Here is a 26296-nt window from a genome sequence, read left to right as displayed (position 1 = left end):
GCGGCATCGGGCAGCATGGCGCGAACGGCCATATTCGGCCAGCCAGGGCGGTCAGGAGGTGGGAAGGCATGAGACTCAGCGCAGCAGCAGCCTGGGCGGGTGTCGGCGCAATGATGATCACTGGGTGTGCTGCCGGTACCGGCAGCGGCTCCGGAGCCGGGAAGGTTGTCGACGGCGGGACGTTCACGTTCGCCGTGAACGCGGACCCCGGTAGTCTCGATCCGCAGGCGTCGCCGTCGGACGCGGCGATCCAGATCGGGCAGTTCGCCTACGATCACCTGCTCAACGCGGACGCCGACGGCAAGATCGTCTCGGGACTGGCGACCAGTTGGAAGACGACGGGCAAGAAGGTCGTCATGAGCCTGCACCAGGGGGTCACCTGTTCCGACGGATCGGCGTTCACAGCCGCCGACGTCGCGGCCAACATCAACTACGTGGCCGATCCCAAGAACAAGAGCCCGCTGCTCGGCGTACTCCTCCCGGCGGGCGCCCACGCCACGGCCGACACCTCTGCCGGCACGGTGACGCTGACCCTGGCCGGTCCTGCTCCGTTCGTCACCTACGGTCTGGCGGGTCTGCCGATGGTGTGCGCGAAGGGCATGCAGAACCGGTCGGCGCTGGTGCACAAGACGCTCGGCACCGGACCGTACCAGCTCACCAGGTCTGTGGCCGGAAATGAGTACACGTATCGGAAGCGGCGCGGCTACACGTGGGGGCCGAACGGCATCGGCACCGCTACAAAGGGACTGCCGGACACCATTGTCGTCAAGGTCGTCTCCGATCAGACGACGGCCGCGAACCTTCTGATGTCCGGCGCTCTGAACGCCGCCACCGTCACTGGTGCGGACACCTCCCGTCTGGAAGGCCAACACCTCTTCTCCACCTCCTCACCCCTGGTCACGGGGGAGATGTGGTTCAACCAGGCCAAGAGCCGCCCGGCGGCGGACGCCTCCGTGCGGCGTGCGCTGACCCAGGCACTCGACCTGGCACAGTTGCGCCAGGTGCTCACGGCGGGCAAGGGCACCGCGCCCACCACGTTCACCGTCACCGAACCTCCCGTCTGCCCGGGGGACTCCCTGACCAAGGCGCTGCCGGCCCACGACCTGGATGCGGCCGAGCGGGTACTCGACGACGCGGGCTGGAAGCGCGCTTCCGGAGGAGTGCGGGAGAAGGACGGCCACAAGCTCTCTCTCACCTTCGTCCACAACACCTCGCTGGGCGCCGGAGGGACGGCAGCAGCCGAACTCGCCGTGCAGACCTGGCAGAAGCTGGGGGTGCAGATCACCAGCAGGCCCCAGGACGAAACCCGCATAGGACAGACGCTCTTCACCACCGGCGACTGGGACATCATCTGGGAGGCCCTCAACACGGGCTCGCCCGACCAGATGGCCCCGTTCCTGTCGGGTCCCGTGCCGCCGGCCGGCACCAACTTCGCGCATATCGACAACGCGGACTACTCCGCCGGGATTACCCAGGCCACGGACTCCGTCGGTACGAAGGGCTGCCCGAAGTGGCTGGCGGCCGAGAGCGCGCTGGCCAAGGACGCCGACGTGGTCCCGTTCGCCAACCAGGCCACCCGGATGTTCGGCAGCGGCGCGAAGTTCGAGTACGCCGGCAGTCTCATCCCCACCAGTATCCGGATGCTCGCCCGTTGACGACGGCGCATCCGGCAGCCCCCGCAGCAGACACCGGCCCGCCGACCGGAGAGACGAGGACGGCCGTGACCACCTTGAGCCAGGCACCATCACGCACCTTGACCCGACTGACCGGAAACACCTGGATACGCTTCGCGGCGCGCCGGGCGGGCCGGCTCGTCCTGTCGCTCTGGGCGCTGGTCACGGCGGCGTTCCTCATGATCCACCTCATACCCGGTGACCCGGTCCGCGCCGCGCTCGGCCCAACCGCGGCCGCCTCCCTGGTGGCCGCGCGCCGCGCCGACCTCGGCCTCGACGACCCGCTGCCCGTGCAGTACGTCCACTACCTCCGAGACGTCCTCAGCGGCGACCTGGGCACCTCGATGACCTTCAACCTGCCCACCTCGCAGGTGATCGGCGACCGGCTGCCCGCCACACTGCAACTCGCGCTGACGGCGTTCGCCGTCGCGGTGGTCATAGCCGTGCCGACAGGTGTCCTCATGGGCGTGCTCACGCGCGGCGGCCGGGCCCGGCGCATCGAGCTGGGCTTCACCGGGACCAGTGTGGCGCTCGGCACCATCCCCGACTTCCTGCTCGGCGTGCTCCTTGTCTACGTGTTCGGGGTGAGCCTGGGGTGGCTGCCGGTGGCCGGGCACACGGGACCCGCCTCGTACGTGCTGCCTGTGCTGTCGCTCGCAATCGGCCCGGCAGCGGTCCTGGCCCGGCTCCTGCGCGTGCAGATGGTGACGGTGATCGAGGCCGACTACATGCGTACCGCCCGGGCCAAGCGGCTGCCCGCGGCCGTCCTCTACCTGCGGCACGCGCTGCCGAACGCGCTGACGGCAACGATCACCGTCGGCGGACTGCTCCTGAGCGCGATGATCGCAGGCACCGTGCTCGTGGAGAACGTCTTCGCCTGGCAGGGACTGGGCGACACCATCGTTCACTCCATTCTGGCCAAGGACTATCCGCTGGTGCAGGGCATCGTCCTGGTGTACGGCGTCGGAGTGCTGCTGGTGAACGTGATGGTCGACGTGGCGGTGGCCCTGCTCGACCCGCATTCGACGACGATCCGGGAGTACTGAGCAATGGCCATGAACACACCTGCCCCCGCCCGCACGCGTCCGGCCCCCCGCCGTGGAGGCGGCTGGCTCGCGGTGCTGCGCACACCGGTCGGAGCTGCTGCCGGACTGCTGCTCGGGGCCGTCCTCGTGCTCGCGGTGATCGCTCCGCCCCTGTGGCATGACCAGGCAGCGACGATCAACACCGGTGACCTGCTGAAAGGCGCATCGTCCGCGCACTGGGCGGGCACCGACAACCTCGGCCGCGACCTGTTCCTCCGCGTCCTCGTCGCCACCCGCCTCTCCGTGGGACTCGCGCTGCTGGCCATGCTTGTCGCGGTCGTTGCGGGGCTGCTGCTGGGGACCGCGGCTGTGGTCGTCGGACGGCGTGCGGCCCGGCTGATCGCAGCCGTCGTCGACATCGCGGTCGCCTTCCCCGGGCTGCTGCTGGCCCTGTTCTTCGCGGTGATCTTCGGAGTGGGCACCACCGGCGCCGTGCTGGCGATCGGATGCGCCACCGCTCCCGGATTCGCCAGGCTGACGCAGACTCTCGTCGCCGGAGTCGTCGCCCGCGACTATGTCGCCGCCGCCCGCATCGCGGGGGTGGGCCGGATCCGGCTGCTGACGCGGCATGTGCTGCCGAACATCGCCGAGCCGCTCGTGGTGAACGCCACGATCGGTGCCGGTTCGGCGCTGTTGTCGTTCGCCGCGCTGTCCTTCCTCGGGCTGGGCGTGCAGGGCGCGTCGTACGACTGGGGCCGACTGCTGGGGGAAGGCTTGGACGGCATCTACGTCCACCCGGCGGCCGCCTTGGCCCCCGGCGTCGCCGTCATCGTCGCGGGGCTGGCCTTCAACCTGTTCGGCGAGGCGGTGGCCAAACGCATCGGGCTGACCGGCACCGGGCAGCCCCCATCCCGCGGCCGGGCGGCACGCCCTGGCGCCGCGCCGACGGCCCGCACCTCGGCGGAGGCCAGCACGGATGTCGTCCTCGATGTCCGTGACCTGACCGTTACCGTGACCGGTCCCGACGGTCCGGTGCGGCCGGTCCGAGGCGTCGGCTTCCGGCTGCTTCGCGGTGAGGCCGTCGGCATCGTGGGGGAGTCCGGGTCGGGCAAGTCGATGACGGTCCTGGCCGTCGCCGGGCTCCTCGACGAACGCCTTCAGGTCGACGCGGATCGGCTGACATTCCTGGGTACCGACCTGCTCAGCGGTTCGCCCCGCGACCACGCGCGCCTGCTCGGCTCGTCGTTCGCGATGGTGTTCCAGGACCCGATGACCTCCTTCAACCCCGCTCTGCGCGTCGGCTCCCAGCTTGCCGAGGTGTCCCGGCGGCACGGCGGGCTGAACCGGCGCGACGCTGCCGCCCGCGCGGTGGACCGGCTGCGCGCGGTGCGCATCCCGGCCGCCGAGCGCCGGGCGTACCAGTACCCGCACGAGTTCTCGGGCGGTATGCGGCAACGCGCCATGATCGGGATGGGGATGATGGGCTCCCCGGCCCTCATCGTGGCCGACGAGCCCACCACCGCGCTCGATGTCACGGTACAGCGCCAGGTCCTGCGACTGATCGACTCGGTTCGGCGGTCCGCCGCCGTCGCCACCCTGCTGATCAGCCACGACGTCACGGTCGTCGGCCAGGTCTGCGACCGGGTCCTGGTCATGTACGCCGGCCGGATCGTCGAGGAACTCCCCGCCAGCGAGCTGGCCACCAAGGCACGGCACCCGTACACCCGCGCGCTGGTGGCGGCTGTGCCCGACATGCGCAGCGACCCGCACCGTCCGCTGCCGGTCATCCCCGGGCGGCTGCCGGACCCGTCGGAACTGCCGGTGGGGTGCGCCTTCGCTCCACGGTGTTCCCTGGCCGATGACCGATGTCACCGGCACGAACCGCCCCTCGAGACGGATGCCGACGGCAGAAGGGTGGCCTGCTGGCAGGCGGACGCGGAACCCCGCCGTGGATCCGACTTCGATTCCCGGGCGGACGTGACTCCGCCATCCGCTCACAAGACCGACGCGAGAACCCACAGCGCCGCCGACGCACCGGCGGCTCCGACCGGAGAGCGGCCATGACCGAACTACGCTTCGAGGACGTCACCGTGCGCTACGGCAACCGCCGGAGCGGCTTCACCGCCGTGGACGGCGTGCATCTGACCGTTCCCGCTGGCGAAATCGTCGGGCTGGTCGGCGAGTCAGGGTCCGGCAAGTCGACCCTGGCCCGCGCGGCGGTCGGCCTCCTTCCCCTCCACGGCGGGCGGATCCTGCTCGGCGGCAAACCCCTGCGGCAGCGGACCGGCGGAACTCGGCCGGTGCAGATGGTGTTCCAGGACCCGTACGCGTCACTGGACCCGCGGATGACGATCGGCGCGTCCGTCGCCGAGACGATGCCCCGTCGGCGGGCGGGTGGGACGAGGCGGATCGACCGACGCCAGGAGGTCTCCGCGCTCCTCGAACGCGTCGGGCTCGCCCCAGACCGTGCGGCGATTTACCCGGCGCAGCTCTCCGGAGGCCAGCGTCAGCGTGTTGCCATCGCCCGCGCGCTGGCCGCCGGGCCCGAGGTGATCGTCGCCGACGAGATCACCTCGGCCCTGGACGTGTCCGTCCAGGGCACGGTCCTCAACCTGGTACGCGACCTGCAACGCGATCTGGGCACGTCGATGCTGTTCATTTCGCACAACCTCGCCGCTGTGCGGTACGTGGCGAGCAGCATCGCAGTGATGTACCTGGGCCGGATCGTCGAGCACGGCCCGACCGAACAGGTGCTCGCCGACCCGCAGCACCCCTACACCCGCGACCTGCTTGCTGCCGTACCCGACGCCCGGCACACCCTCGCCGACGAGGAAGATGAGCCGACGGTGCGCGCGGCACACGACGCTGAACCCGCCGACCCGCACCATCCGCCCACCGGGTGCCGCTACCACCCGCGCTGCCCCGTCGGCCCGCTGATCCTGACCGGTCGCGACGTGTGCCGCACCACCGACCCCGGTCGCCAACGACCGCACCACGCCGCCTGCCACTTTCCCGGCGAACCCGTGGCTCTGCCCACGCCCGCCGGGGCATCCCTGCGCACCCATGAGCAAGGAGACACCGCACCGTGATCCGCCGGCCCCGAATCGACGACCTGCACAGCCTGGCCGTCCCCGAGCAACCGGCCCTGTCAGCCCACGGCGAACTGGTCTACGTCCTGCGGACGCTGGACATGGACGCGGACCGTACCGACCGCGTCCTGTGGCGGGTCCGCGACGGAGGAGCGCCACAGCGGCTCACCACGGGCCACCAGGACTCCTCGCCTGCATGGTCGCCGGACGGCACCCGGCTGGCGTTCTTGCGCACGCCCGCCGACGAGGCTGGAGCGCCGCAGTTGTGGCTGCTGCTGGCCGACGGCGGCGAACCCGAGCAGCTCACCCGGCTGCCGCTCGGGGCCGGGGCCCCGGTGTGGAGTCCCGACGGCGCGCGCATCGCGTTCACCGCGAGCGTGGACCTCGCCGCGGCCGAGGGCGAGGACGACGCCGCCCGGCGCCAGCGGGCAGCGGCGCCCTTCGTGGCCAGCCGGCTCGACTATCAGGCCGACGGCAGTGGGTTCCTCCGCTCCGTACGCAGCCACATCCACGTCCTCGACCTCACGGACCGGCAATGCCGACGGGCTACCGGAGGCGACTGGCACGCCGGCGTCCCCGCCTGGTCGCCCGACGGCACCCGCCTCGCCTTCGCTGCCGCGACCCATCCCGACGCCGACCTCACCCTGCACGTGCCGCTCCACGTCGTTGACGCCGACGACGAGCAGGCGAGCATTCGCCAGGTCGGCCCGGCCGACCTCTGCGCCGGCCCGGTGACCTGGACCGCCGACGGCAGACAGTTGCTGACGGTCGGCACGCCTGGCGGCCCGGGCGGGCATGCCAGGCTGCTGCGGGTGCCGCTCGATGGTGGCGCACCGATCGACCTCGCGGCGCCGCTGGACCGCAACGTCATGCCAGGAGGCACCGGATACCCGGGCGCGGCACCACAGTTGACCGACGACGGCCGCACCGTACTGTTCTGCGCCCGCGACCGCGGCTGCACCCACCTGTACGCCGTGGATGTCACCGGCGGATGTCTACGCCGTGTACTGGGCGGCACGGGGGACGTCGTCTTCGGGCTGTCCGCAGCCGCTGGCATGGCTGCGGTGGCCCTCACCACACAGACGTCGTACGGCGAGATCGTCACCGTGGACCTGGCGGGCGGCCCCGTTCGGGTTCGTACCGGCCACGGCGCGCCCCTGGCGGAGGTGACCCCGTACCCACGCGTCGAGCGGGAGTTCACCGTCTCCGACGGCACCCGGGTGGCGGGCTGGCTAATCCGGGACCCTGGCGCGAGCGGCCCCCAGCCCCTGCTGCTGGACATCCATGGTGGACCGCACAATGCATGGAACGCCGCCGCCGACGAGGTTCACCTCTACCACCAGGAACTCGTCGCGCGCGGCTGGACGGTGCTGTTGCTCAACCCGCGCGGCAGTGACGGCTACGGTGAGCGGTTCTACACCGCGGTGGTCGGCGCGTGGGGGAAGGCCGATGCGGCCGACTTCCTCGAACCGCTCGACGACCTGGTCACCGAGGGCGTGGCCGACCCGCGCCGGCTGGCCGTCGCCGGTTACAGCTACGGCGGCTACATGACCTGCTATCTGACCAGCCGGGACAGTCGGTTCGCGGCGGCGGTCGCGGGTGGTCCCGTCACCGACCCGGTCAGCATGGCCGGCAGCTCCGACGAAGGGCACCACCTCGCCGTCCACGAGTTCGGTGGCCCACCATGGTCGAGCGGCGACGGGCTCGCCGCCATGTCGCCGCTGGCGCGGGTCGGCCAGGTGCACACGCCCACGCTGATCCTGCACGGTACGGCCGACCTGTGCTGCCCCGTCGGGCAGGCGCAGCAGTGGTTCACGGCCCTGCGTGAACGGGGTGTGCCCAGCCGGCTCGTCCTGTATCCGAACGCGTCACACACGTTCATCGTGGATGGCCGCCCCTCACACCGGCTGGACTTCAACCGGCGCATCGTCGACTGGATGAGCCAGCACGTGCATACCGTCGAGGAGCACTGAGATGGATCACTCGGTACCGGCCGCACGGGCCTGGGCGGCGCTGCCCGGCATCCTTGCCGACATCAAACGGCTCGTGGCCTGCGAGTCCCCGTCGAGCGACCTCGGCGCCGTTGCCCGCAGCGCCGACTGTGTGGCCGAACTGGGCGCGGCCCGGCTCGGCGCCGCCCCTGAGCGGATCGTTCTCGACGGCGTCACGCACCTGCGCTGGCGGTTCGGCCCCGGCCCGACGCGCGTACTGCTGCTCGGCCATCACGACACGGTGTGGCCGCTCGGCTCCCTCAGCACCCACCCCTTCAACGTCAGCGGCGGTGTCCTACGCGGTCCTGGTTGCTTCGACATGAAGGCCGGTCTCGTCATGGCGATGCACGCCATAGCCGCCCTGCCCGACCCTGGCGGCGTGACCCTGCTCGTCACGGGAGACGAGGAGGTGGGCTCCCCCACCTCGCGGGAGCTGATCGAGACCGAGGCGTCCGGCTGCGCCGCTGCACTGGTCCTGGAGGCGTCGGCCGACGGCGGGGCGCTGAAGACCGAGCGCAAAGGCGTCTCACGGTACGAGGTCCACGTGCGGGGGCATGCCGCGCACGCCGGGCTGGAACCTGAGCGCGGTGTGAACGCCGGTACCGAACTCGCCCACCAGGTCCTCGCGGTAAACGCGTTGACCGACCCGACGCGTGGGACAACGGTCGTGCCGACCGCCTTGTCGGCCGGAACCACGGCCAACACCGTGCCCGCGTACGGCCGGTTCGATGTCGACGTGCGCGTGCGATCGGAGCACGAGCAGACGCGACTCGACACCCTGATCCGGGCGCTGCAGCCAATCCTGCCCGGTGCCGACCTGGAGATCACCGGCGGGCCCAACCGCCCGCCTCTGGAGGCCGGGGCATCGGCGGACCTGTTCGTCCGCGCCGCCCGGCTCGCCGACCGGCTGGGTCTCAAGGCCCTGACGAGCGCCGCCGTGGGCGGCGCCTCGGACGGGAATTTCACCGCAGGCGTCGGAACACCCACCCTGGACGGCCTGGGCGCGGTAGGAGGCGGCGCCCACGCCGACGACGAGCACGTACTGGTCGACGAACTGCCCGGCCGCACGGCGCTGCTCACCGCGCTCCTGGCCGACCTGCTGGTCACGACACCCGCGCCCGACCTCCCCGTACGAGCTCACGAATGAGCAGTGGTCCTCTCGTGCCGCACGACCATGACTCGCGCGGCCTTGGCCGAAAACATGGAGCCATGACCCATCTTCAGGAAGCACCTGACGCCGTGGCCGGGCAGGCCGAGGCCGCGCTGCGCGCCGACTCCGCCGTATGTGCAGCCGGCGTGACCGTTCGCGAACTCGCGGGCCACGACGAGCTGGAAGCCGTGTCCCGGCTCTACGACACCATCTGGCGGCCGGACCCGACCAACCCGCTGATGACGACGGAGCTGCTGCGCGCGTTGTCGAAGTCGGGCAATTACGTGGTCGGGGCCTACGACGGACAAGAACTGGTCGGCGCCAGCGTCGCGTTCTTCGGCGCGCCCCCCGACGGCTTGCTCTACAGCCACATCGCCGGAGTCTCCGACCGCATGCGCGGCCGCAACGTCGGCTTCGCCCTCAAACTGCACCAGCGTGCCTGGGCACTGCTGCACGGAGCGTCCACCATCCAGTGGACCTTCGACCCGCTGATCCGCCGCAACGCCCACTTCAACCTCGCCAAGCTTGCCGCCTCACCGGCCGAGTACCTGCCTGACTTCTACGGCGGGATGAACGACGCGATCAATGGTGGCGACGAGAGCGACCGGCTGCTCATCCGGTGGCACCTGCAGGAGCCGAAGGTCATCACGGCATCAGCCGGTCACGGAGCACTCTTCGACGTGGCCGCCGCACGCGCCGCCGGCGCGCTCGTCGCCCTCGACACTTCCGAGGACGGCCGCCCGGTGCCTGGACGGCAGGACGCCGGAACCCTCCTCGTGGCCGTCCCGCGCGACATCGAAGCCCTTCGCGTCAGCGACCGGCGGACGGCCAAGGACTGGCGGCTGGCCGTGCGTGAGGTGCTCGGCGGACTTCTCAACGACGGAGCACGCGTCACCGGCTTCGACCGCGCGGGCTGGTACCTGCTGACCCGCGACCACAGCCAGCACAAGCACCAGGAGGTTGACCGATGAGACTCAAGGGCGTGGAACTGCGCCGTATTCGGATACCGCTCGTCGCGCCGCTGCGCACCTCGTTCGGTACCCAGTCGCTCCGCGACATCCTGTTGCTGCGCGTGGTGACCACCGACGCCGAGGGCTGGGGAGAGTGCGTGGCGCTCCAGGAACCGACGTACTCCTCCGAATACGTGGACGGGGCGGCCGATGTTCTGCGCCGCTACCTGGTGCCCGCCCTCGCACGCCTTGATCACCTCGACGCCGTGGCGGTCGCCCCCGCCCTGGAGCCCTTCCGTGGGCACCGGATGGCGAAGGGCGCGCTGGAAATGGGTGTCCTCGACGCCGAGCTGCGTGCTGCGGGCCGATCGTTCGCCCGGGAGCTGGGCGCCGCGCGTGACCGCGTCCCGTGCGGCGTCTCGGTCGGCATCATGGATTCCGTCCCCGAACTGCTGGACACCGTCGGGGGCTATCTCGCCGACGGCTACGTTCGGATCAAGCTGAAGATCCAGCATGGCTGGGACATCGAACCCGTCCGGGCGGTTCGTGAGCGGTTCGGAGACGACGTCCTGCTGCAGGTCGACGCGAACACGGCCTACACCCGGGCCGACGCGCGCCATCTGGCTCGCCTCGACCCATTCGACCTCCTCCTGATCGAACAGCCTCTTCCGGAGGAGGACATCCTGGGCCACGCCGACCTGGCCAAGGCCGTGGCCACGCCGATCTGCCTGGACGAGTCGATCGTCTCCGCGCAGGCCGCCGCCGACGCCATCGCGCTCGGCGCCTGCTCCATCGTGAACATCAAGCCCGGACGGGTCGGCGGCTACCTGGAGGCACGCCGCGTCCACGACGTCTGCGTCGCACACGGCGTACCGGTGTGGTGTGGCGGCATGCTCGAAACGGGCATCGGCCGGGCCGCTAACGTCGCGCTCGCCGCTCTGCCCGGCTTCACCCTGCCAGGAGACACCTCGGCATCCGACCGTTACTATGCGGCCGATGTCACCGACCCGTTCCTGCTTGACGGCGGGCACTTGGCCGTGCCGACCGCTCCTGGAATCGGAGTAGAGCCGCTGCCCGAGCGGCTTGAGGAGGTCACCGCCTCGACGGAGTGGCTGCCTGCCTGAGTCCCGACCGGTCACCACCTGACTCGTCGCCCACAACGAAATCTGCGGTGGTGGTCGTTTATCCTGACGAATCACGCCGCTGTTCCGACGGCTAACGTCAGTCAGGTGGTACTACCTCCCATGAAAAGGCAACCCCGCACCAGCCTCGGCCGTCTGCTGGACGACCTCGGTACCACGCTGCTCCACCTCGTCCACGGCGGCCCCGATCCCGGCAAGCACCTCGGTGGCCTGGCCATCCACGATTCGGTGGACCCTCCCGTGCTGCCGCCCCGGGCGCTGGTGCTGGGGATCGGCGTGCACCGGACCGATGACATCGTCGCACTCCTGGACGACCTTGGCAGTCAGGGCGCCGCCGGACTGGTGCTCCGCGCGCCCGTACCCGTCGACGGCGGGATACGGGCGGCCGCCGAACGCTCCGGCGTCGCGGTGCTCGGCCTCACCCCCGGCGCCTCTTGGGCTCAACTGGCGGCTATGCTGCGGTCCCTGCTCGCCGAGGACGACGTCGCAGACCCCGAACCGGCGACGCTCGGGGGTGTGCCGTCCGGCGACCTGTTCACGCTCGCCAACGCGATCGCCGCGCTGCTGGACGCTCCAGTGACCATCGAGGACCGCAGCTCCCGCGTCCTGGCCTTCTCCGGCAGGCAGGACGAGGCCGACAGGGCGCGGGTCGAGGCCATCCTCGGCCGGCAGGTTCCCGAGCCCTACTCACGCGAGCTGGCCGAACGCGGCGTGTTCCAACAGATCTACCGCGGCGACGATCCCGTCTTCATCAGCCCGTCCACCGGTGCGGCCGAGGCGGCCGGCTTCTCAGTGCCCCGTGTGGCCACGGCCGTGCGGGCGGGCGACGAGATCCTCGGCTCGATCTGGGCCGCAGTCAAGGAACCGCTGGAAGCGGAACGGGCACACGCCCTGCGGGACGCGGCCAAACTCGTCGCCCTTCACATGCTCCGCGTCCGCGCCGGCGCCGACGTCGAACGCAGACTGCGCGCCGAACTGGTCGGCACCGCACTGGAAGGAGGCCCCGGCGCCCGCGACGCACTGAACCGGCTCGGCCTGGCCGACCAGCCCGTCGTCGTCCTCGCGCTCGCCCTGTCCGACTCGGCCGACGAACCGTCCATCGGCGCCGACGCCGTACTGACCGCCGAACGCCAGCGGGTCGCCGATGCCTTCGCGATGCATGTGAGCGCCGTTCACCCGCGTAGCACTGCCGCCCTCGTCGGCGATGTGGCCTACGCACTCGTCCCCGCAGGGCGGGACGTCGAGGACGGCGAGGAACGCGCGCTGCGGATCGCCTCCGATTTCGTCGACCGTATTGGCGACCACCTCCCCGCTGTGATCGGTGTGGGCGCCGTCGCCGACGCCGTAGCCGATCTCGCACACGCGCGCAGCTGCGCCGACCGGGCTCTGCGTGTCCTGCGGTCCCAGCCCGGGAACCCTCGGGTCGCCCGGCTGCCCGACGTCCACGTGCAGTCGCTGATGCTCGAACTGCGGGACATGGCGGCCGCCCGGGGCGACCGCCCCAGCGGCACCGTGGCACGGCTCCTCGCCTACGACGAGCGTCACCACGCCAGCCTGGTGCAGACCCTGAGCGCCTGGTTGGACGCCTTCGGCGACGTCATCGCCGCCTCCGCCTCCATCCACGTCCATCCCAACACCTTCCGCTACCGCCTGCGCCGAGTAGGTGAGGTCGGCGGCATTGACCTGGCCGACCCGGAAGCCAGGTTCGCGGCCATGCTTCAGCTTCGGCTCCATTCGCTGTCGTAGCGGTCAACGGCAGGTACGCATCCGACTGCCTACCGTTGTAGCCGACCACGAACCGTGCGGAATGCCGATGGACGAGTCCGGTCGCATGGCGAGCGCACCACGACACGGCCGGTCGAGCGCCCCCCGGCACAGTCGCACGTCGCCGGAGCCGCGCATGGACGGGGCTGGATACCGCATGGGAGAGGTGGGCAGTGGAGCCGAGATCGGGGTGCTGGCGGTGTGCTTCGCAGGGGACGACGAGGCCCGGCGAGTGACGCGATGGTCACGCGTGCGCACCCGGCAAGGCCGACCACACATGCAGATGAATCGACCCGAGACGGCGGGCCGGTGCGCCGTGCTCGGCAGTCGCGTGAGCAGTCCGGCGTGACGGCGAGACATTCCGTCGGCTGCTGTCATGACGTCAGCTCGCACACGGGCCGTCCCGAATGATCCTGGCCACTGAGCAGAGCACGTGTCCCGGCTCAGGACCGTGCAGGCAGCAGAAGTTCTCGTTGAGGCAGACCTGGCACACCAGGTCCGGTCGATCGCCGGGCGGGGTTGCACCACGTGCAGCGCGGGGAATGGCTGCCCGCTTTTCAGCGGGCCGCCATGCGCAGGGCGCCGTCCATACGGATCGCCTCCCCGTTGAGGTAGTCGTGCTCGACAATCATGGCGATCAGCCTGGCGTACTCCGTTGGCTCGGCCAGGCGGCTGCGGGAAGGGAACACCCGCCGCCAGCCCGGCGCGGACCTCGTGGCTGAAGCCAGCCATCATCGGGGTGTCGACCACCCCGGGCGCGACCGCGACCACGCGGATACCGTATTGCGCGAGGTCACGGGCGGCTGTGATCGTCATGCCGGCGACGCCCGCCTTGTACTACAGCCGGAGATCTTGTGACGGGTTCTGCAGCGCGTCGTTGACCGGGCATGATGCTGGGTGTGACGGCTGAGCAGATAGCCGAGTGGGATGCTGAACTGTCCGTGCTAACTGGGTCGTTGGGGTTCTTGTTCAACCGGCCGGAGCCGCGGTTGGTGTTCGCGCAGTTCATCGAGGGGTTGTTGGCGGAGCTGCCGAGGAAGAACGGGTGGACGCTGTCGGAGCGGGCCGGGCATGTGACCGCGGACCGGATGCAGTGGCTGCTCAACGGCTCGGTGTGGGAGGCGGACCGGCTGCGTGACGCAGTCCGCGACTACGTCGTGGAACATCTGGGGCATGCGGACGCTTCCCTGGTCATCGATGACACCCAGGCCCAGAAGAAGGGCACGAAATCGGTCGGGGTGGCCTTCCAGCACTGCGGGCTGACCGGTGATGTCCGCAACTGCCAGACCATGGTGATGCTCACCTACGCCACCGCCGCCGGACACACCTTCATCGACCGCCGCCTGTACCTGCCGGAGGAGTGGACCGACGACCGCGAGCGGTGCCGCCAGGCCGGTGTCCCCGACGAGGTCGCCTTCGCGACCAAGCCCGAACTGGCCATCGACATGCTGGAGCAGGCTGTCGCGGCCCGTGTCCCGTTCACCTGGGTGCTGGCCGATGCCGGCTACGGCCGCGACCCGCAGCTGCGGGCCTGGTGTCACGAACAAGCAGTGCCCTACATACTCGGCGTCCCCGTCGACCTGCCCCTTGACGGCCCGCCCGGCAAACCCCGCCACCCCGCGGTGAAACGCGCCGATGACCTGCTCCACTGCGCCAAGGTCCGCAACCAGTGGGAACGCCGCTCGTGCGGCGAGGGGTCCAAGGGCGAACGGCTCTACGACTGGACGGCCTTCGCCGTGAGCGTGAAGGACGAGGCCCCGGCCGAGGACTTCACCCACTGGCTCGTGCTCCGCAGATCGCTACACCCCAACCGGCGCGGGAAGGACGGCCAACTCCACCGTGAGATCGCCTACTTCCTCGTCCACGCTCCGGCGGACACCACAATCTCCCAGATCATCGCGCGGGCCGGCGGCCGCTGGCAGATCGAGGACGACAACGAGATCAACAAGCAGCTCGTCGGCCTGGCCCAGTACCAGGTGCGCAAGTGGACTCCCTGGCACCGGCATGTCACTGCCTGCATGCTGGCCACCGCGTTCCTCGCCGTCCAACATGCCGCCCTCCCCGAACCCGACCAGGACCCAGCTCCTGACCAGGGAAAAGACCAGGACACGAGCGAGAGCAGGGCCACCGGCTGATCCCCGGCCCGCTCCTGCGGCCCTCCGTCCACACCATCCGGCACTGCCTGGCCTCCACACGCCTCAACCACCGCCACCCCGTCGAGACCGTCCTGACCTGCGAGTTGTGGCGCCGTCTGCACCAGACCCGGGCCATGGTCAGCCACTACCGACGTCGCGGCGACCCACTACCGCCGCACCTGCTGCCCTGGGAACGCCACCGACCGATCCCACCGATCACTGATCCTCAAGATCTCCGGCTGTAGTACCAGATTGGCCGGACGTTACCCCGACGACTACTGCGGGCACTCCGTCGCCATAGGACTCGCGTCCCTTAGGCGATCCCATGTTCACGACTGCTGTACGTATCGAGCACGACGTAGGCGTCCCGTTCGTCTCCTTTAATGCCCTGACAGGACATCGCTCCTGCACCCCAGAGGATTGCAGCGGGCAAGTCGCTAACCCGCCGCAGGGGCCGGTACCGGTTTCAGGCGTCTTTCCGGTAGGTGCCATATTTCACCTTCTGGAGACTGGGATTCAGGCAATCCAGCTTTCGCCATATCGTGCGGATCTCCCGGCACGCCACCCCGTACGCCTGGGCGTGAACTGCCGGTTTCCTGGCATGCTGTTTTCCCCGGTTACCCTTTCGAGACCGGGTCAGCCATCAGATCCAGAGACAACTCCTCTCGTCCCTGCCCGCTGTGCGGGCGATACACCAGCGCACCTCATGGCGCACCGACTACTACGGGCACTCCGTCGCCATAGGACTCGCGCCCCGTAGGCGATCCCGCATTCCCCTTGCGCTGGACGTATCGAGCGTGACGTAGGCGGCCTGTCCGTCCCCTTGGGCGGGCTCGCTGCCCGCTGCCCACCGGCCGGAAGGGTTGAGACGGCTCAAATAGGACCGTCCGATACCGGTGGCTGCGACTACAGGCATCCTGTCGCAGGACGTACGACTTGCGTCTCCGGAGACTCGGCTTCAAGCAGTATGGCCTTCGCCTTATCACGCGGGCCTCGCACGGCAGGGTCTTCGATGCCTTCGCAACCCTCCGTGCTTTCCCGCCATGCTGTGGTCCCCTCGCGCTTTCGCGTCCAGGTAAGGCGGGCAGCCCCGAGGCCACCTCCTTCCGAGCCCCGGCTCCTTGCGGGAGCGATCCAGCGCCGAGTGAAACGGCGCACACTTGAAGTCGATACGGCACCGCACCGCCTCCGCCGCGTCACGGTCAGACAAGCCCAGCAGGAACTGCAGCACACTCACCGTGGCCAATTGGGCAGGTGACGGGCCTGGGCGTCCGTCGCGCGGATACCAGTCGGCGAAGTCCTCGTCATGCCACAGGCCGTCCAAGCGATCCCGTACCCACATCACCGTCGTCCCGGTCGGATTACTCGCCCGCGCCACCCGCGCAGTCAGAGTGGGAACCTGTTCACCGGAACGGGGACGGACGGACAACGTGCACCTCGCCAGTGGGTCAGCCTGCACCATCGTCACGAGGCTGCCCACCGACTACGCTCGTCAGCCCGAACCCACCAAGATCACCGACAGAGTCAAGCTTACCAGTGGTGTGCTTGCATCTGTACTGGTGCGCCTGTCCCGCCGGGGGATACGAACTCGACGCTCGCATCCCTGCAGGCCAGGCGCACCATTTCTAATTCAGCATCAGATCAGCCTCCTCTACTGAATATCCGAGGTCAGCCGTGCGGCGGTGTCAGCCGGCGTGGGCGCGACGAAGAGGTCCCGGAGGGTCACTTCCACGCCCAGAAGCGCCTGGATCCGCTCGATCAGTGTCACCGCCTGCAGTGAGTGTCCGCCCAAGTCGAAGAAGTTGTCGTCAGCCCCAACCGACGTGACGCCGAGGACGTCGGCGAACACGGCGCACAGGATCTCCTCGTGCACGCTCGCTGGCGCCCGGCCCGCACCTGCGTCCACACAGTAGTCAGGGGCGGGCAGAGCCCTACGGTCCAGCTTCCCGTTCGAGGTCAACGGCAGCGCATCCAACACGACCACCGCAGCCGGAACCATGTACTGCGGCAACCACCTCGCCACGAACTCCCGCACCCCAACGGCATCGGGAACTCTGACTCCGGCCCCTGCGTGCCTCTCCAAGTCACCAGCGGTCCTGAGGTGTTCCCCGGAGGCGCCCACCTTGTCGTCCCGAGCGGCACCGCCATCGGCGTCGAGTGTGGGGACGAGGTAGGCGACCAGGCGCTTGTCACCCGAGGTGTCCTCATGCATCACGACCGCGCCCTGCGCCACACCCTCATGCCGCATCAGGACGGTCTCGATCTCGTCGGGTTCGATGCGGAAGCCGCGGATCTTGACCTGCTCATCCGCCCGGCCCACATACTCAAGCGTGCCCTGGGCGGTCCACCGCACCAGGTCACCGGTGCGGTACATCCGCTCCCCCGACCCACCGAACGGACACGCCACGAATCGCTCACCCGTCAACCCCGGACGACCGAGGTAGCCACGGGCTAGGCCCTCGCCCGCGAGGTACAGCTCACCCACCACGCCGGGGGGAACCGGGTGCAGCGCAGTGTCCAGGACGTAGGTACGGGTGTTGTCGATGGGCCGGCCGATCGGCACGGCCGCCCCGCCGGACAGAGGTTCGCTGATCGTCGCGCAGACCGTGGCCTCGGTGGGACCGTAGGCATTGACCACCCGCCGACCCGCGCACCATCGTGCCACCAGGCCCGGGGCACAGGCCTCGCCGGCCACCGTGAGCGTCTCCAGCCGCGTGAGGCTCTGTGCGGCGGTGGCGGGCAGGGAGGCGAGCACGGTGGGCGGAATGGTTGCATGGGTCACCGCGTGGTCGGTCAGGAACCGGACCAGCATCGCACCCGCCAGCAGTCCCCGAGGCGGCACGACCAGCGCCGCGCCGGACAGCAGCGCGATCGCGAACTCAGCGAAGGCGGCATCGAAGCTGGGCGAGGCGAGCTGCGCCACCCGACTGTCGGAGTGGACCGCGAACGCCCGTATCTGAGCGGTGGCCAGGCTCGCCACTCCTGCGTGAGTGACCGTCACGCCCTTGGGGCTTCCGGTGGAACCGGAGGTGTAGATCACATACGCGGGATGCTGCACGAGGAGCGGCGAAAGGCGGTCATCGTCGGACACCGGCCAGGTCGAGTATCCCTCCAGCAGCTCCAGCGTGTGTCGATCGTCCAGCACCAACACCGGCGATACGGCCAAGGCCAGCTCCGGTCCGGGACCTGCGGTGGTCAGCACCAGCGCCGGGGCAGCATCGGCGAGCATGAACGCGATCCGCTCGGCCGGGTAACACGGGTCGATGGGCAGATACGCGCCGCCTGCTTTGAGGACGGCGAGGAGGGTGACGATGAGTTCCGGGGAGCGTTGCATCAGGACCGCGACCAGCGACTCCGGTCCCACCCCCCGGTCGATCAGCAGCCGGGCGAGCCGGTTGGAACGCTCGTCCAGCACCGCGTAGGTCAACTCGGTGCCCTCGGACACGACCGCAACCGCGTCCGGAGACCACGCCACCGACGCCGCGAACAGTCCCGGCAACGTCGTATCCGGCAGCCCCGACAGGCCTCGTGCCGTGTTGTTCCACTCCACCAGTACCCGCTGCCGTTGGTCCGCGTCCAGGATGTCAGTACGGTTGAACGGGGTAGCGGGCTCGTGTTCGAGGGCGTTGGTGATGTTCTCGGTGGCGGTGGCCAGCAGCGAGGCGACCAGGTCGGCGTCGATCGGTGCCACCGCATGCACCGTGAAGGTGAACCCGCCGCTTGCACCGGTGCCAAGGTCGTCTACCGACACCGCGAGCGGGTAGTTGCTCTGCTCCCAGTAGTCCAGAGTCTCGACCCCTTGGAACAGGGTGTCGTCGGGGGTGTCGTCGGCGGGGCTGTGGCGGAAGTTGAACACGGTGGTGATCAGGGGGGTGGGCGGGGTGATGCCGCTGGCCTGCTGGGCCAGAGTCAGCGGGGCGTGTTCGTGGACCATCAGGTCGGCCAGCTGAGCCTGCATCGCGCGCACGGCGTCCAGCACACCCACACCGCCGGCGGTCCGCGCATGGACGGGGAGCGTGTTGAGGAACAGGCCCGGCACCCGGTCCGCTCCGGCACCTGCCTGCATGCGGCCGAACAGCACCGTGCCGAACACCACGTCCTCGCGGCCCGAGACCACGGCCAGGACACGGGAGAACACCGTGTGGAACACGGTGGCCGGACTCGCCCCATACCGGCGTGCCTGCTCGCGCACCCGCGCCGCCAGGCCCGGCTCCAGCACCGTCCGCACCTCGATGACCTCGCGGCCGTCCCCGTGGACGTCGGTCACCCCGAACGGCACGGTGGGCTCCGTCACATCCCCGAGCACGCGTGTGAAGTGGGCCCGGTGCTCCTCCCGGGACACCCCGAGCAGGGTCTGTCCGACGTAGTCGCGGTAGGGCAGGGGGGTCGGCAATGCTTCGCCGTGTCCGTCCAGGATCGCCCGGACCTCGGCCAGCACCACGTCCAGGCCGGTGTGGTCCTGCGTGAGGTGGTGCATCCGCAGCATCATCAGCCACCGGCCGTTACCGGGTTCGGCCGCGATGTGGGCGTCCATCAGCGGCGCCCGGCGCAGGTCCAGCGGCCCCTCGCACGCGGCCTGCAGCACCCGAACCGCGTCCTCGCCAGCGACCCCGGCGCCGAGGTCGATCTCGGTGACCGGCAGCACGGCCTGACGGTGGACCACCTGTACCGGCCGGTCCAGCCCCTCCCACGCGATCGAGGTCCGCAGGACGTCGTGGCGGTCGATGACGTTCTGCAACACGCCCGTGAACGCATCCAACCGCGCCCGCGAGTCGAACCGCAGCAGCATCCGCAGCACATACGGATCCTGTCCGTCCGCAGCCTCCAACCGGTGGTGGAAGAACAGGCCCTCCTGCAGCGGTGCCAGCGGGTAGACGTCCTGCACGCCGGCCGCGCCGCCGGGTACACCCGCCACGACCCGGGCCAGCTCCCGCTCGGACAGTCCGGACAACGGCACCATCTCCGGCAGGATCGCGTCCGCGTCCTCGGGCACCAGGCACGGCGGCACCACCACCTCCTCCCGACCCGCGGTCGCGGCCAGCCGCGCCGGTGTGGGCGAGGAGAACAGCGTGCGCACATCCACCGACACGCCCCGCGCCCGCAACCGCTCCACCAACGTCACCGCCAGCAGTGAGTGGCCGCCGAGGTCGAAGAAGTTGTCCTCGACCCCGACCGAGGGCAGGCCGAGGACGTCGGCGAACACCGCGCACAAGATCTCCTCACGCACAGTGGCCGGTCCCCGCCCCGCACCCACACCCGCACCCGCGGCCGTGGCGTAGTCGGGGGCGGGCAGCGCCCTGCGGTCCAGCTTCCCGTTCACGGTCAGCGGCAGCGCCTCCAGCACCACCACCGCGGAGGGCACCATGTACTGCGGCAACCGCTCCGCCACAAACGCCCGCACATCCGCAGCCACGTCCCGGCCTTCTGACACGGCATCCCTTTGGGGGACGAGGTAGGCGACCAGGCGCTTGTCGCCCGGGGTGTCCTCGCGCACGACCACGGCGGCCTGCCCGACCTGCCGGTGCGCGGCCAGAACGGCTTCGATCTCACCCGGCTCGATCCGGAACCCACGGATCTTGACCTGGTCGTCGACCCGGCCGGCGTACTCCATCACACCGTCGGCCGTCCAGCGCACCAGGTCCCCGGTCCGGTACATCCGCTCACCCGGCTGTCCGAACGGACACGCCACAAACCGCTCAGCCGTCAACCCCGCACGGTTCAGGTAGCCACGCGCCAACCCCGCACCGGCCACGTACAGCTCACCCGCCACACCCACCGGAACCGGCAACAGGCCGTCATCCAGGACGTAGACGCGGGTGTTGTCCAAGGGCTTGCCGATCGGCAGCTGATCGGGGAGCTCGTCCGCCGAACGCAGCCGGCAGCTGGTGGCGAAGGTGGTGGTCTCAGTCGGACCATAGCCGTTGACCACCTCGAGACCGGGGCAAGCGCGCAGCACGCGACGCACGGCCACCGGCGAGAGGACGTCGCCGCCGGCCCACACCTCGCGCACTCCCGCGAAGCACTCCGGGGCCTCCTCCGCCATGAGCGCGAACAGGCCCGCTGTGAGCCACAGCGCCGTGACCCGCTCCTCGGCGATCACCTTGCGCAGGGCCTGGACGTCCAGAACACCCGGCGGCGCGATCACCAGGCGACCGCCGGACAGCAGCGGCACCCACATCTCGTACGTCGAGGCGTCGAAGGCGTGCGGCGAGTGCACCAGCACCCGCTCGTGCCCCCCGCCCTGCCAACGCCGGTCGAAGGCCAGCGCCGCCACGTCCCGGTGCCGAGCCGCGACGCCCTTGGGCACCCCGGTGGATCCGGAGGTGAACATGACGTAGGCCAGCTGGTCGGCGCTGACGACCCGGTCCGGGTCGGCGGCCGGCTCGTCGGACAGGTGCAGCTCACCCAGCACGACCGGCCGCGCACCTGAGCCCGTCTCCGTCAGGCGCCCGGCGTCATCGGTCAGCACGATCCGGGCGCCGCAGTCGTCCACGGCCCACGCCGCGCGCTCCGGCGGGAAGGAGGCGTGGATCGGCACGTAGAACCCGCCGGCCTTGACGACGGCCAGCACCGCCACGATCAGCTCCGCCGAGCGCGAGAGCATCAACGCCACCGGCTCCTCGGGGCCCACGCCCAGCGCGACCAGCCGGTGCGCCAGCCGGTTGGCCCGCTCGTCGAGCTCGGCGTAGGTCAGCCGGGTGTCACCGCCGGCCACCGCGACCGCGTCGGGGGTCCGGGCGACCTGGGCCCGGAAGAGCTCGGACAGCGTGCCGCGCGGCAGCTCGTGCGTGGTGTCGTTCCACTCCACCAGCATCCGCTGCTGCTCGCCGGCATCCAGGATCTGGATACGGCTGACCGGCCGGGCAGGGTCGGTGGTGACCGCTTCCAGCACCCGCACCAGCCGCTCGGCGATCACGTCCATACTGGCCTGGTCGAACAGGTCCGCCGCGTAGACGATCACGCCTTCCAGGCCGGCCGGTGCGCCCTCGGTGGCGAACTCTTCGAAGAACTCGAAGTCCAGATCGAACTTCGCGGCCGGCCGGCCGCCCGGATACTCCTCGACGTGCAGGCCGGGCAGCTCCAGACGGGCCTCGGCGTTGTTCTGCAGAGCGAGCATGACCTGGAACAGCGGGTGGCGGGCCGTGGAGCGGGCGGGGGCCAGCTCTTCGACCAGCCGCTCGAACGGCACGTCCTGGTGCTCCAACGCACCCAGGCCACGCTCCCGAACCCGGGCGAGCAGTTCGTCGAACGACGGATCCCCCGACACATCGGTGCGCAGCACCAGCGTGTTGACGAAGAACCCGACGAGTTCGTCGAGTGCCTCATCGGTGCGCCCGGCGACCGGGCTGCCGATCGGGATGTCCTGGCCCGCCCCCAGTCGCGACAGCAGCACCGCCACTGCGGCTTGGAGCAGCATGAACATCGTCACGCCCTGCTCACGCGCCAACTCGACCATGCGGGTATGCAGCTCGGCCGGAATACGCACGTCGGCGCTGCCGCCGCGGTGGCTGGCCACCGCCGGACGCGGCCGGTCCAGTGGCAGGGCCAGTTCCTCCGGTGCCCCCGCCAGCATCTCCCGCCAGTACGTCACCTGCCGCGCGAGCACACTGTCCGGATCATCGGCCTCGCCCAGCAGCTCCCGCTGCCACAGCGTGTAATCCGCGTACTGCACCGGCAGCGCCCGCCACGCAGGCTCCCGTCCCGCACACCGTGCCGCGTACGCCGTCGACAGATCCCGCCCCAGCGGCACCAACGACCAGCCATCCGCAGCGATGTGATGCAACACCAGCACCAGCACATACTCATCCGGCCCCACCGTCAGCAGCGTCGCCCGCAACGGCAAATCCACCGACAGATCGAACGCATACCCCGCCGCCCGCGCCACCAGCCCGTCCAGGCCGTCCAGGTCCTCGGCAGTAGCCTCCACCACCGTCAACTGCGGGTATGCGCTCGGGTCGGAAATGATCCGCTGATACGGCTGACCGTCCACCGCGGTGAACACCGTACGCAGGCTCTCGTGCCGCTCGACCACATCACGCAGCGCCAACCGCAGCGCCGCGAGGTCCAGCTCACCACTGATCCGCAGCATCACCGGAATGTTGTAGGTCGCGCTCAGCCCCTCCAACTCGCCCAGGAACCACACCCGCTGCTGCGCGAAGGACAACGGCACCACCTGTGGGCGCACCCCGGCCACCACCGCCGGCCGCGCAGCACCACCACTCTCCAGCCGCCGCGCGATCCCGGCCACCGTGGGAGCGGCGAACACCTCCCGGATCGCAATCTCCACGCCCAGCACCGACCGGATCCGGCTCACCAATCGGGTTGCCAGCAGTGAGTGGCCGCCGAGGTCGAAGAAGTTGTCCTCGACCCCGACCGAGGGCAGGCCGAGGACGTCGGCGAACACCGCGCACAAGATCTCCTCACGCACAGTGGCCGGTCCCCGCCCCGCACCCACACCCGCACCCGCGGCCGTGGCGTAGTCGGGGGCGGGCAGCGCCCTGCGGTCCAGCTTCCCGTTCACGGTCAGCGGCAGCGCCTCCAGCACCACCACCGCGGAGGGCACCATGTACTGCGGCAACCGCTCCGCCACAAACGCCCGCACATCCGCAGCCACGTCCCGGCCTTCTGACACGGCATCCCTTTGGGGGACGAGGTAGGCGACCAGGCGCTTGTCGCCCGGGGTGTCCTCGCGCACGACCACGGCGGCCTGCCCGACCTGCCGGTGCGCGGCCAGAACGGCTTCGATCTCACCCGGCTCGATCCGGAACCCACGGATCTTGACCTGGTCGTCGACCCGGCCGGCGTACTCCATCACACCGTCGGCCGTCCAGCGCACCAGGTCCCCGGTCCGGTACATCCGCTCACCCGGCTGTCCGAACGGACACGCCACAAACCGCTCAGCCGTCAACCCCGCACGGTTCAGGTAGCCACGCGCCAACCCCGCACCGGCCACGTACAGCTCACCCGCCACACCCACCGGAACCGGCAACAGGCCGTCATCCAGGACGTAGACGCGGGTGTTGTCCAAGGGCTTGCCGATCGGCAGCTGATCGGGGAGCTCGTCCGCCGAACGCAGCCGGCAGCTGGTGGCGAAGGTGGTGGTCTCAGTCGGACCATAGCCGTTGACCACCTCGAGACCGGGGCAAGCGCGCAGCACGCGACGCACGGCCACCGGCGAGAGGACGTCGCCGCCGGCCCACACCTCGCGCACTCCCGCGAAGCACTCCGGGGCCTCCTCCGCCATGAGCGCGAACAGGCCCGCTGTGAGCCACAGCGCCGTGACCCGCTCCTCGGCGATCACCTTGCGCAGGGCCTGGACGTCCAGAACACCCGGCGGCGCGATCACCAGGCGACCGCCGGACAGCAGCGGCACCCACATCTCGTACGTCGAGGCGTCGAAGGCGTGCGGCGAGTGCACCAGCACCCGCTCGTGCCCCCCGCCCTGCCAACGCCGGTCGAAGGCCAGCGCCGCCACGTCCCGGTGCCGAGCCGCGACGCCCTTGGGCACCCCGGTGGATCCGGAGGTGAACATGACGTAGGCCAGCTGGTCGGCGCTGACGACCCGGTCCGGGTCGGCGGCCGGCTCGTCGGACAGGTGCAGCTCACCCAGCACGACCGGCCGCGCACCTGAGCCCGTCTCCGTCAGGCGCCCGGCGTCATCGGTCAGCACGATCCGGGCGCCGCAGTCGTCCACGGCCCACGCCGCGCGCTCCGGCGGGAAGGAGGCGTGGATCGGCACGTAGAACCCGCCGGCCTTGACGACGGCCAGCACCGCCACGATCAGCTCCGCCGAGCGCGAGAGCATCAACGCCACCGGCTCCTCGGGGCCCACGCCCAGCGCGACCAGCCGGTGCGCCAGCCGGTTGGCCCGCTCGTCGAGCTCGGCGTAGGTCAGCCGGGTGTCACCGCCGGCCACCGCGACCGCGTCGGGGGTCCGGGCGACCTGGGCCCGGAAGAGCTCGGACAGCGTGCCGCGCGGCAGCTCGTGCGTGGTGTCGTTCCACTCCACCAGCATCCGCTGCTGCTCGCCGGCATCCAGGATCTGGATACGGCTGACCGGCCGGGCAGGGTCGGTGGTGACCGCTTCCAGCACCCGCACCAGCCGCTCGGCGATCACGTCCATACTGGCCTGGTCGAACAGGTCCGCCGCGTAGACGATCACGCCTTCCAGGCCGGCCGGTGCGCCCTCGGTGGCGAACTCTTCGAAGAACTCGAAGTCCAGATCGAACTTCGCGGCCGGCCGGCCGCCCGGATACTCCTCGACGTGCAGGCCGGGCAGCTCCAGACGGGCCTCGGCGTTGTTCTGCAGAGCGAGCATGACCTGGAACAGCGGGTGGCGGGCCGTGGAGCGGGCGGGGGCCAGCTCTTCGACCAGCCGCTCGAACGGCACGTCCTGGTGCTCCAACGCACCCAGGCCACGCTCCCGAACCCGGGCGAGCAGTTCGTCGAACGACGGATCCCCCGACACATCGGTGCGCAGCACCAGCGTGTTGACGAAGAACCCGACGAGTTCGTCGAGTGCCTCATCGGTGCGCCCGGCGACCGGGCTGCCGATCGGGATGTCCTGGCCCGCCCCCAGTCGCGACAGCAGCACCGCCACTGCGGCTTGGAGCAGCATGAACATCGTCACGCCCTGCTCACGCGCCAACTCGACCATGCGGGTATGCAGCTCGGCCGGAATACGCACGTCGGCGCTGCCGCCGCGGTGGCTGGCCACCGCCGGACGCGGCCGGTCCAGTGGCAGGGCCAGTTCCTCCGGTGCCCCCGCCAGCATCTCCCGCCAGTACGTCACCTGCCGCGCGAGCACACTGTCCGGATCATCGGCCTCGCCCAGCAGCTCCCGCTGCCACAGCGTGTAATCCGCGTACTGCACCGGCAGCGCCCGCCACGCAGGCTCCCGTCCCGCACACCGTGCCGCGTACGCCGTCGACAGATCCCGCCCCAGCGGCACCAACGACCAGCCATCCGCAGCGATGTGATGCAACACCAGCACCAGCACATACTCATCCGGCCCCACCGTCAGCAGCGTCGCCCGCAACGGCAAATCCACCGACAGATCGAACGCATACCCCGCCGCCCGCGCCACCAGCCCGTCCAGGCCGTCCAGGTCCTCGGCAGTAGCCTCCACCACCGTCAACTGCGGGTATGCGCTCGGGTCGGAAATGATCCGCTGATACGGCTGACCGTCCACCGCGGTGAACACCGTACGCAGGCTCTCGTGCCGCTCGACCACATCACGCAGCGCCAACCGCAGCGCCCGCTGGTTCAATGCACCGAACATACGCACGACCAACGGAATGTTGTACGTAGCTCCGCCATCGACCTCGTTCAGAAACCACAGGCCACGCTGGGTATAGGACGCAGGGATCACGACAGT

13 protein-coding genes and 1 pseudogene are annotated in these 26296 nt (G+C 70.2%); 10 read left to right on the top strand and 4 right to left on the bottom strand.

Features of this window, described 5'->3' with window-relative positions:
* The first annotated feature begins 68 nt into the window (after nt 1–68).
* The 9 genes from EDD90_RS10925 to EDD90_RS10885 all read left to right on the top strand — a co-directional run bounded on the left by EDD90_RS10925 (nt 69) and on the right by EDD90_RS10885 (nt 12766).
* Nucleotides 69–1655 (top strand): ABC transporter substrate-binding protein, encoded by a 1587-nt coding sequence (locus EDD90_RS10925; RefSeq protein WP_123972836.1) that lies wholly within the window; start codon nt 69–71, stop codon nt 1653–1655.
* 98 nt (nt 1656–1753) lie between these two features.
* Nucleotides 1754–2719: an ABC transporter permease gene (locus tag EDD90_RS10920; RefSeq protein WP_260327793.1), complete on the top strand. Its 966-nt coding sequence runs from the start codon at nt 1754–1756 to the stop codon at nt 2717–2719.
* 9 nt (nt 2720–2728) lie between these two features.
* Complete coding sequence (locus EDD90_RS10915) at nt 2729–4762, top strand: dipeptide/oligopeptide/nickel ABC transporter permease/ATP-binding protein (RefSeq protein ID WP_123972835.1); 2034 nt, start codon at nt 2729–2731, stop codon at nt 4760–4762.
* On the top strand, nt 4759–5787 hold the full coding sequence (locus tag EDD90_RS10910) for an ABC transporter ATP-binding protein (RefSeq protein ID WP_123972834.1): 1029 nt from the start codon (nt 4759–4761) through the stop codon (nt 5785–5787). The genes EDD90_RS10915 and EDD90_RS10910 overlap by 4 nt, the downstream gene beginning before the upstream one ends.
* Nucleotides 5784–7760 (top strand): S9 family peptidase, encoded by a 1977-nt coding sequence (locus EDD90_RS10905; RefSeq protein WP_123972833.1) that lies wholly within the window; start codon nt 5784–5786, stop codon nt 7758–7760. The genes EDD90_RS10910 and EDD90_RS10905 overlap by 4 nt, the downstream gene beginning before the upstream one ends.
* A 1-nt stretch (nt 7761) precedes the next feature.
* The gene (locus EDD90_RS10900; RefSeq protein ID WP_123972832.1) at nt 7762–8925 is read left to right on the top strand and encodes a M20 family metallopeptidase; all 1164 of its coding nucleotides are present in this window, start codon (nt 7762–7764) and stop codon (nt 8923–8925) included.
* Nucleotides 8926–8987: 62 nt separating this feature from the next.
* The gene (locus EDD90_RS10895) at nt 8988–9899 is read left to right on the top strand and encodes a GNAT family N-acetyltransferase (protein ID WP_260327792.1); all 912 of its coding nucleotides are present in this window, start codon (nt 8988–8990) and stop codon (nt 9897–9899) included.
* A complete protein-coding gene (gene menC / locus EDD90_RS10890) occupies nt 9896–11002 on the top strand; it encodes an o-succinylbenzoate synthase (protein ID WP_123972831.1) in 1107 nt (368 codons plus the stop codon). The genes EDD90_RS10895 and menC overlap by 4 nt, the downstream gene beginning before the upstream one ends.
* A 120-nt stretch (nt 11003–11122) precedes the next feature.
* A complete protein-coding gene (locus EDD90_RS10885; RefSeq protein WP_123972830.1) occupies nt 11123–12766 on the top strand; it encodes a CdaR family transcriptional regulator in 1644 nt (547 codons plus the stop codon).
* A gap of 575 nt (nt 12767–13341) precedes the next feature.
* Here the strand turns inward: EDD90_RS10885 and EDD90_RS58550 are convergent.
* A complete protein-coding gene (locus tag EDD90_RS58550) occupies nt 13342–13473 on the bottom strand; it encodes a hypothetical protein (protein WP_311737284.1) in 132 nt (43 codons plus the stop codon).
* Nucleotides 13474–13534: 61 nt separating this feature from the next.
* Nucleotides 13535–13600: pseudogene (locus tag EDD90_RS58545) on the bottom strand (hypothetical protein); the annotation flags it as partial.
* Nucleotides 13601–13683: 83 nt separating this feature from the next.
* Here EDD90_RS58545 and EDD90_RS10875 point away from each other — a divergent pair.
* Complete coding sequence (locus tag EDD90_RS10875; RefSeq protein ID WP_221305094.1) at nt 13684–14919, top strand: IS701 family transposase; 1236 nt, start codon at nt 13684–13686, stop codon at nt 14917–14919.
* Nucleotides 14920–15901: 982 nt separating this feature from the next.
* On the opposite strand, the gene EDD90_RS57155 is transcribed toward EDD90_RS10875, so the two are convergent.
* Both EDD90_RS57155 and EDD90_RS10865 read right to left on the bottom strand, forming a co-directional pair.
* Nucleotides 15902–16261: a transposase gene (locus tag EDD90_RS57155; protein WP_260328717.1), complete on the bottom strand. Its 360-nt coding sequence runs from the start codon at nt 16259–16261 to the stop codon at nt 15902–15904.
* 309 nt (nt 16262–16570) lie between these two features.
* Nucleotides 16571–26290, bottom strand: coding sequence for a non-ribosomal peptide synthetase (locus tag EDD90_RS10865; RefSeq protein WP_185149036.1), 9720 nt, complete (start codon nt 26288–26290; stop codon nt 16571–16573).
* Nucleotides 26291–26296 lie beyond the last annotated feature (6 nt).

Origin of the sequence: Streptomyces sp. Ag109_O5-1, assembly GCF_003814875.1 — a bacterium.
Classification (GTDB): domain Bacteria; phylum Actinomycetota; class Actinomycetes; order Streptomycetales; family Streptomycetaceae; genus Streptomyces; species Streptomyces sasae.
This window is presented reverse-complemented; position numbering and strand designations above follow the sequence as displayed.

Bases quoted from the DNA above. Each gene is read 5' to 3' on its own strand.
- EDD90_RS10925 (WP_123972836.1), top strand. From the start codon at position 69: ATGAGACTCAGCGCAGCAGCAGCCTGGGCGGGTGTCGGCGCAATGATG.
- EDD90_RS10910 (WP_123972834.1), top strand. From the start codon at position 4,759: ATGACCGAACTACGCTTCGAGGACGTCACCGTGCGCTACGGCAACCGC.
- EDD90_RS10915 (WP_123972835.1), top strand. From the start codon at position 2,729: ATGAACACACCTGCCCCCGCCCGCACGCGTCCGGCCCCCCGCCGTGGA.
- EDD90_RS57155 (WP_260328717.1), bottom strand. From the start codon at position 16,261: ATGTGGGTACGGGATCGCTTGGACGGCCTGTGGCATGACGAGGACTTC.
- EDD90_RS10895 (WP_260327792.1), top strand. From the start codon at position 8,988: ATGACCCATCTTCAGGAAGCACCTGACGCCGTGGCCGGGCAGGCCGAG.
- EDD90_RS10900 (WP_123972832.1), top strand. From the start codon at position 7,762: ATGGATCACTCGGTACCGGCCGCACGGGCCTGGGCGGCGCTGCCCGGC.
- menC (WP_123972831.1), top strand. From the start codon at position 9,896: ATGAGACTCAAGGGCGTGGAACTGCGCCGTATTCGGATACCGCTCGTC.
- EDD90_RS10885 (WP_123972830.1), top strand. From the start codon at position 11,123: ATGAAAAGGCAACCCCGCACCAGCCTCGGCCGTCTGCTGGACGACCTC.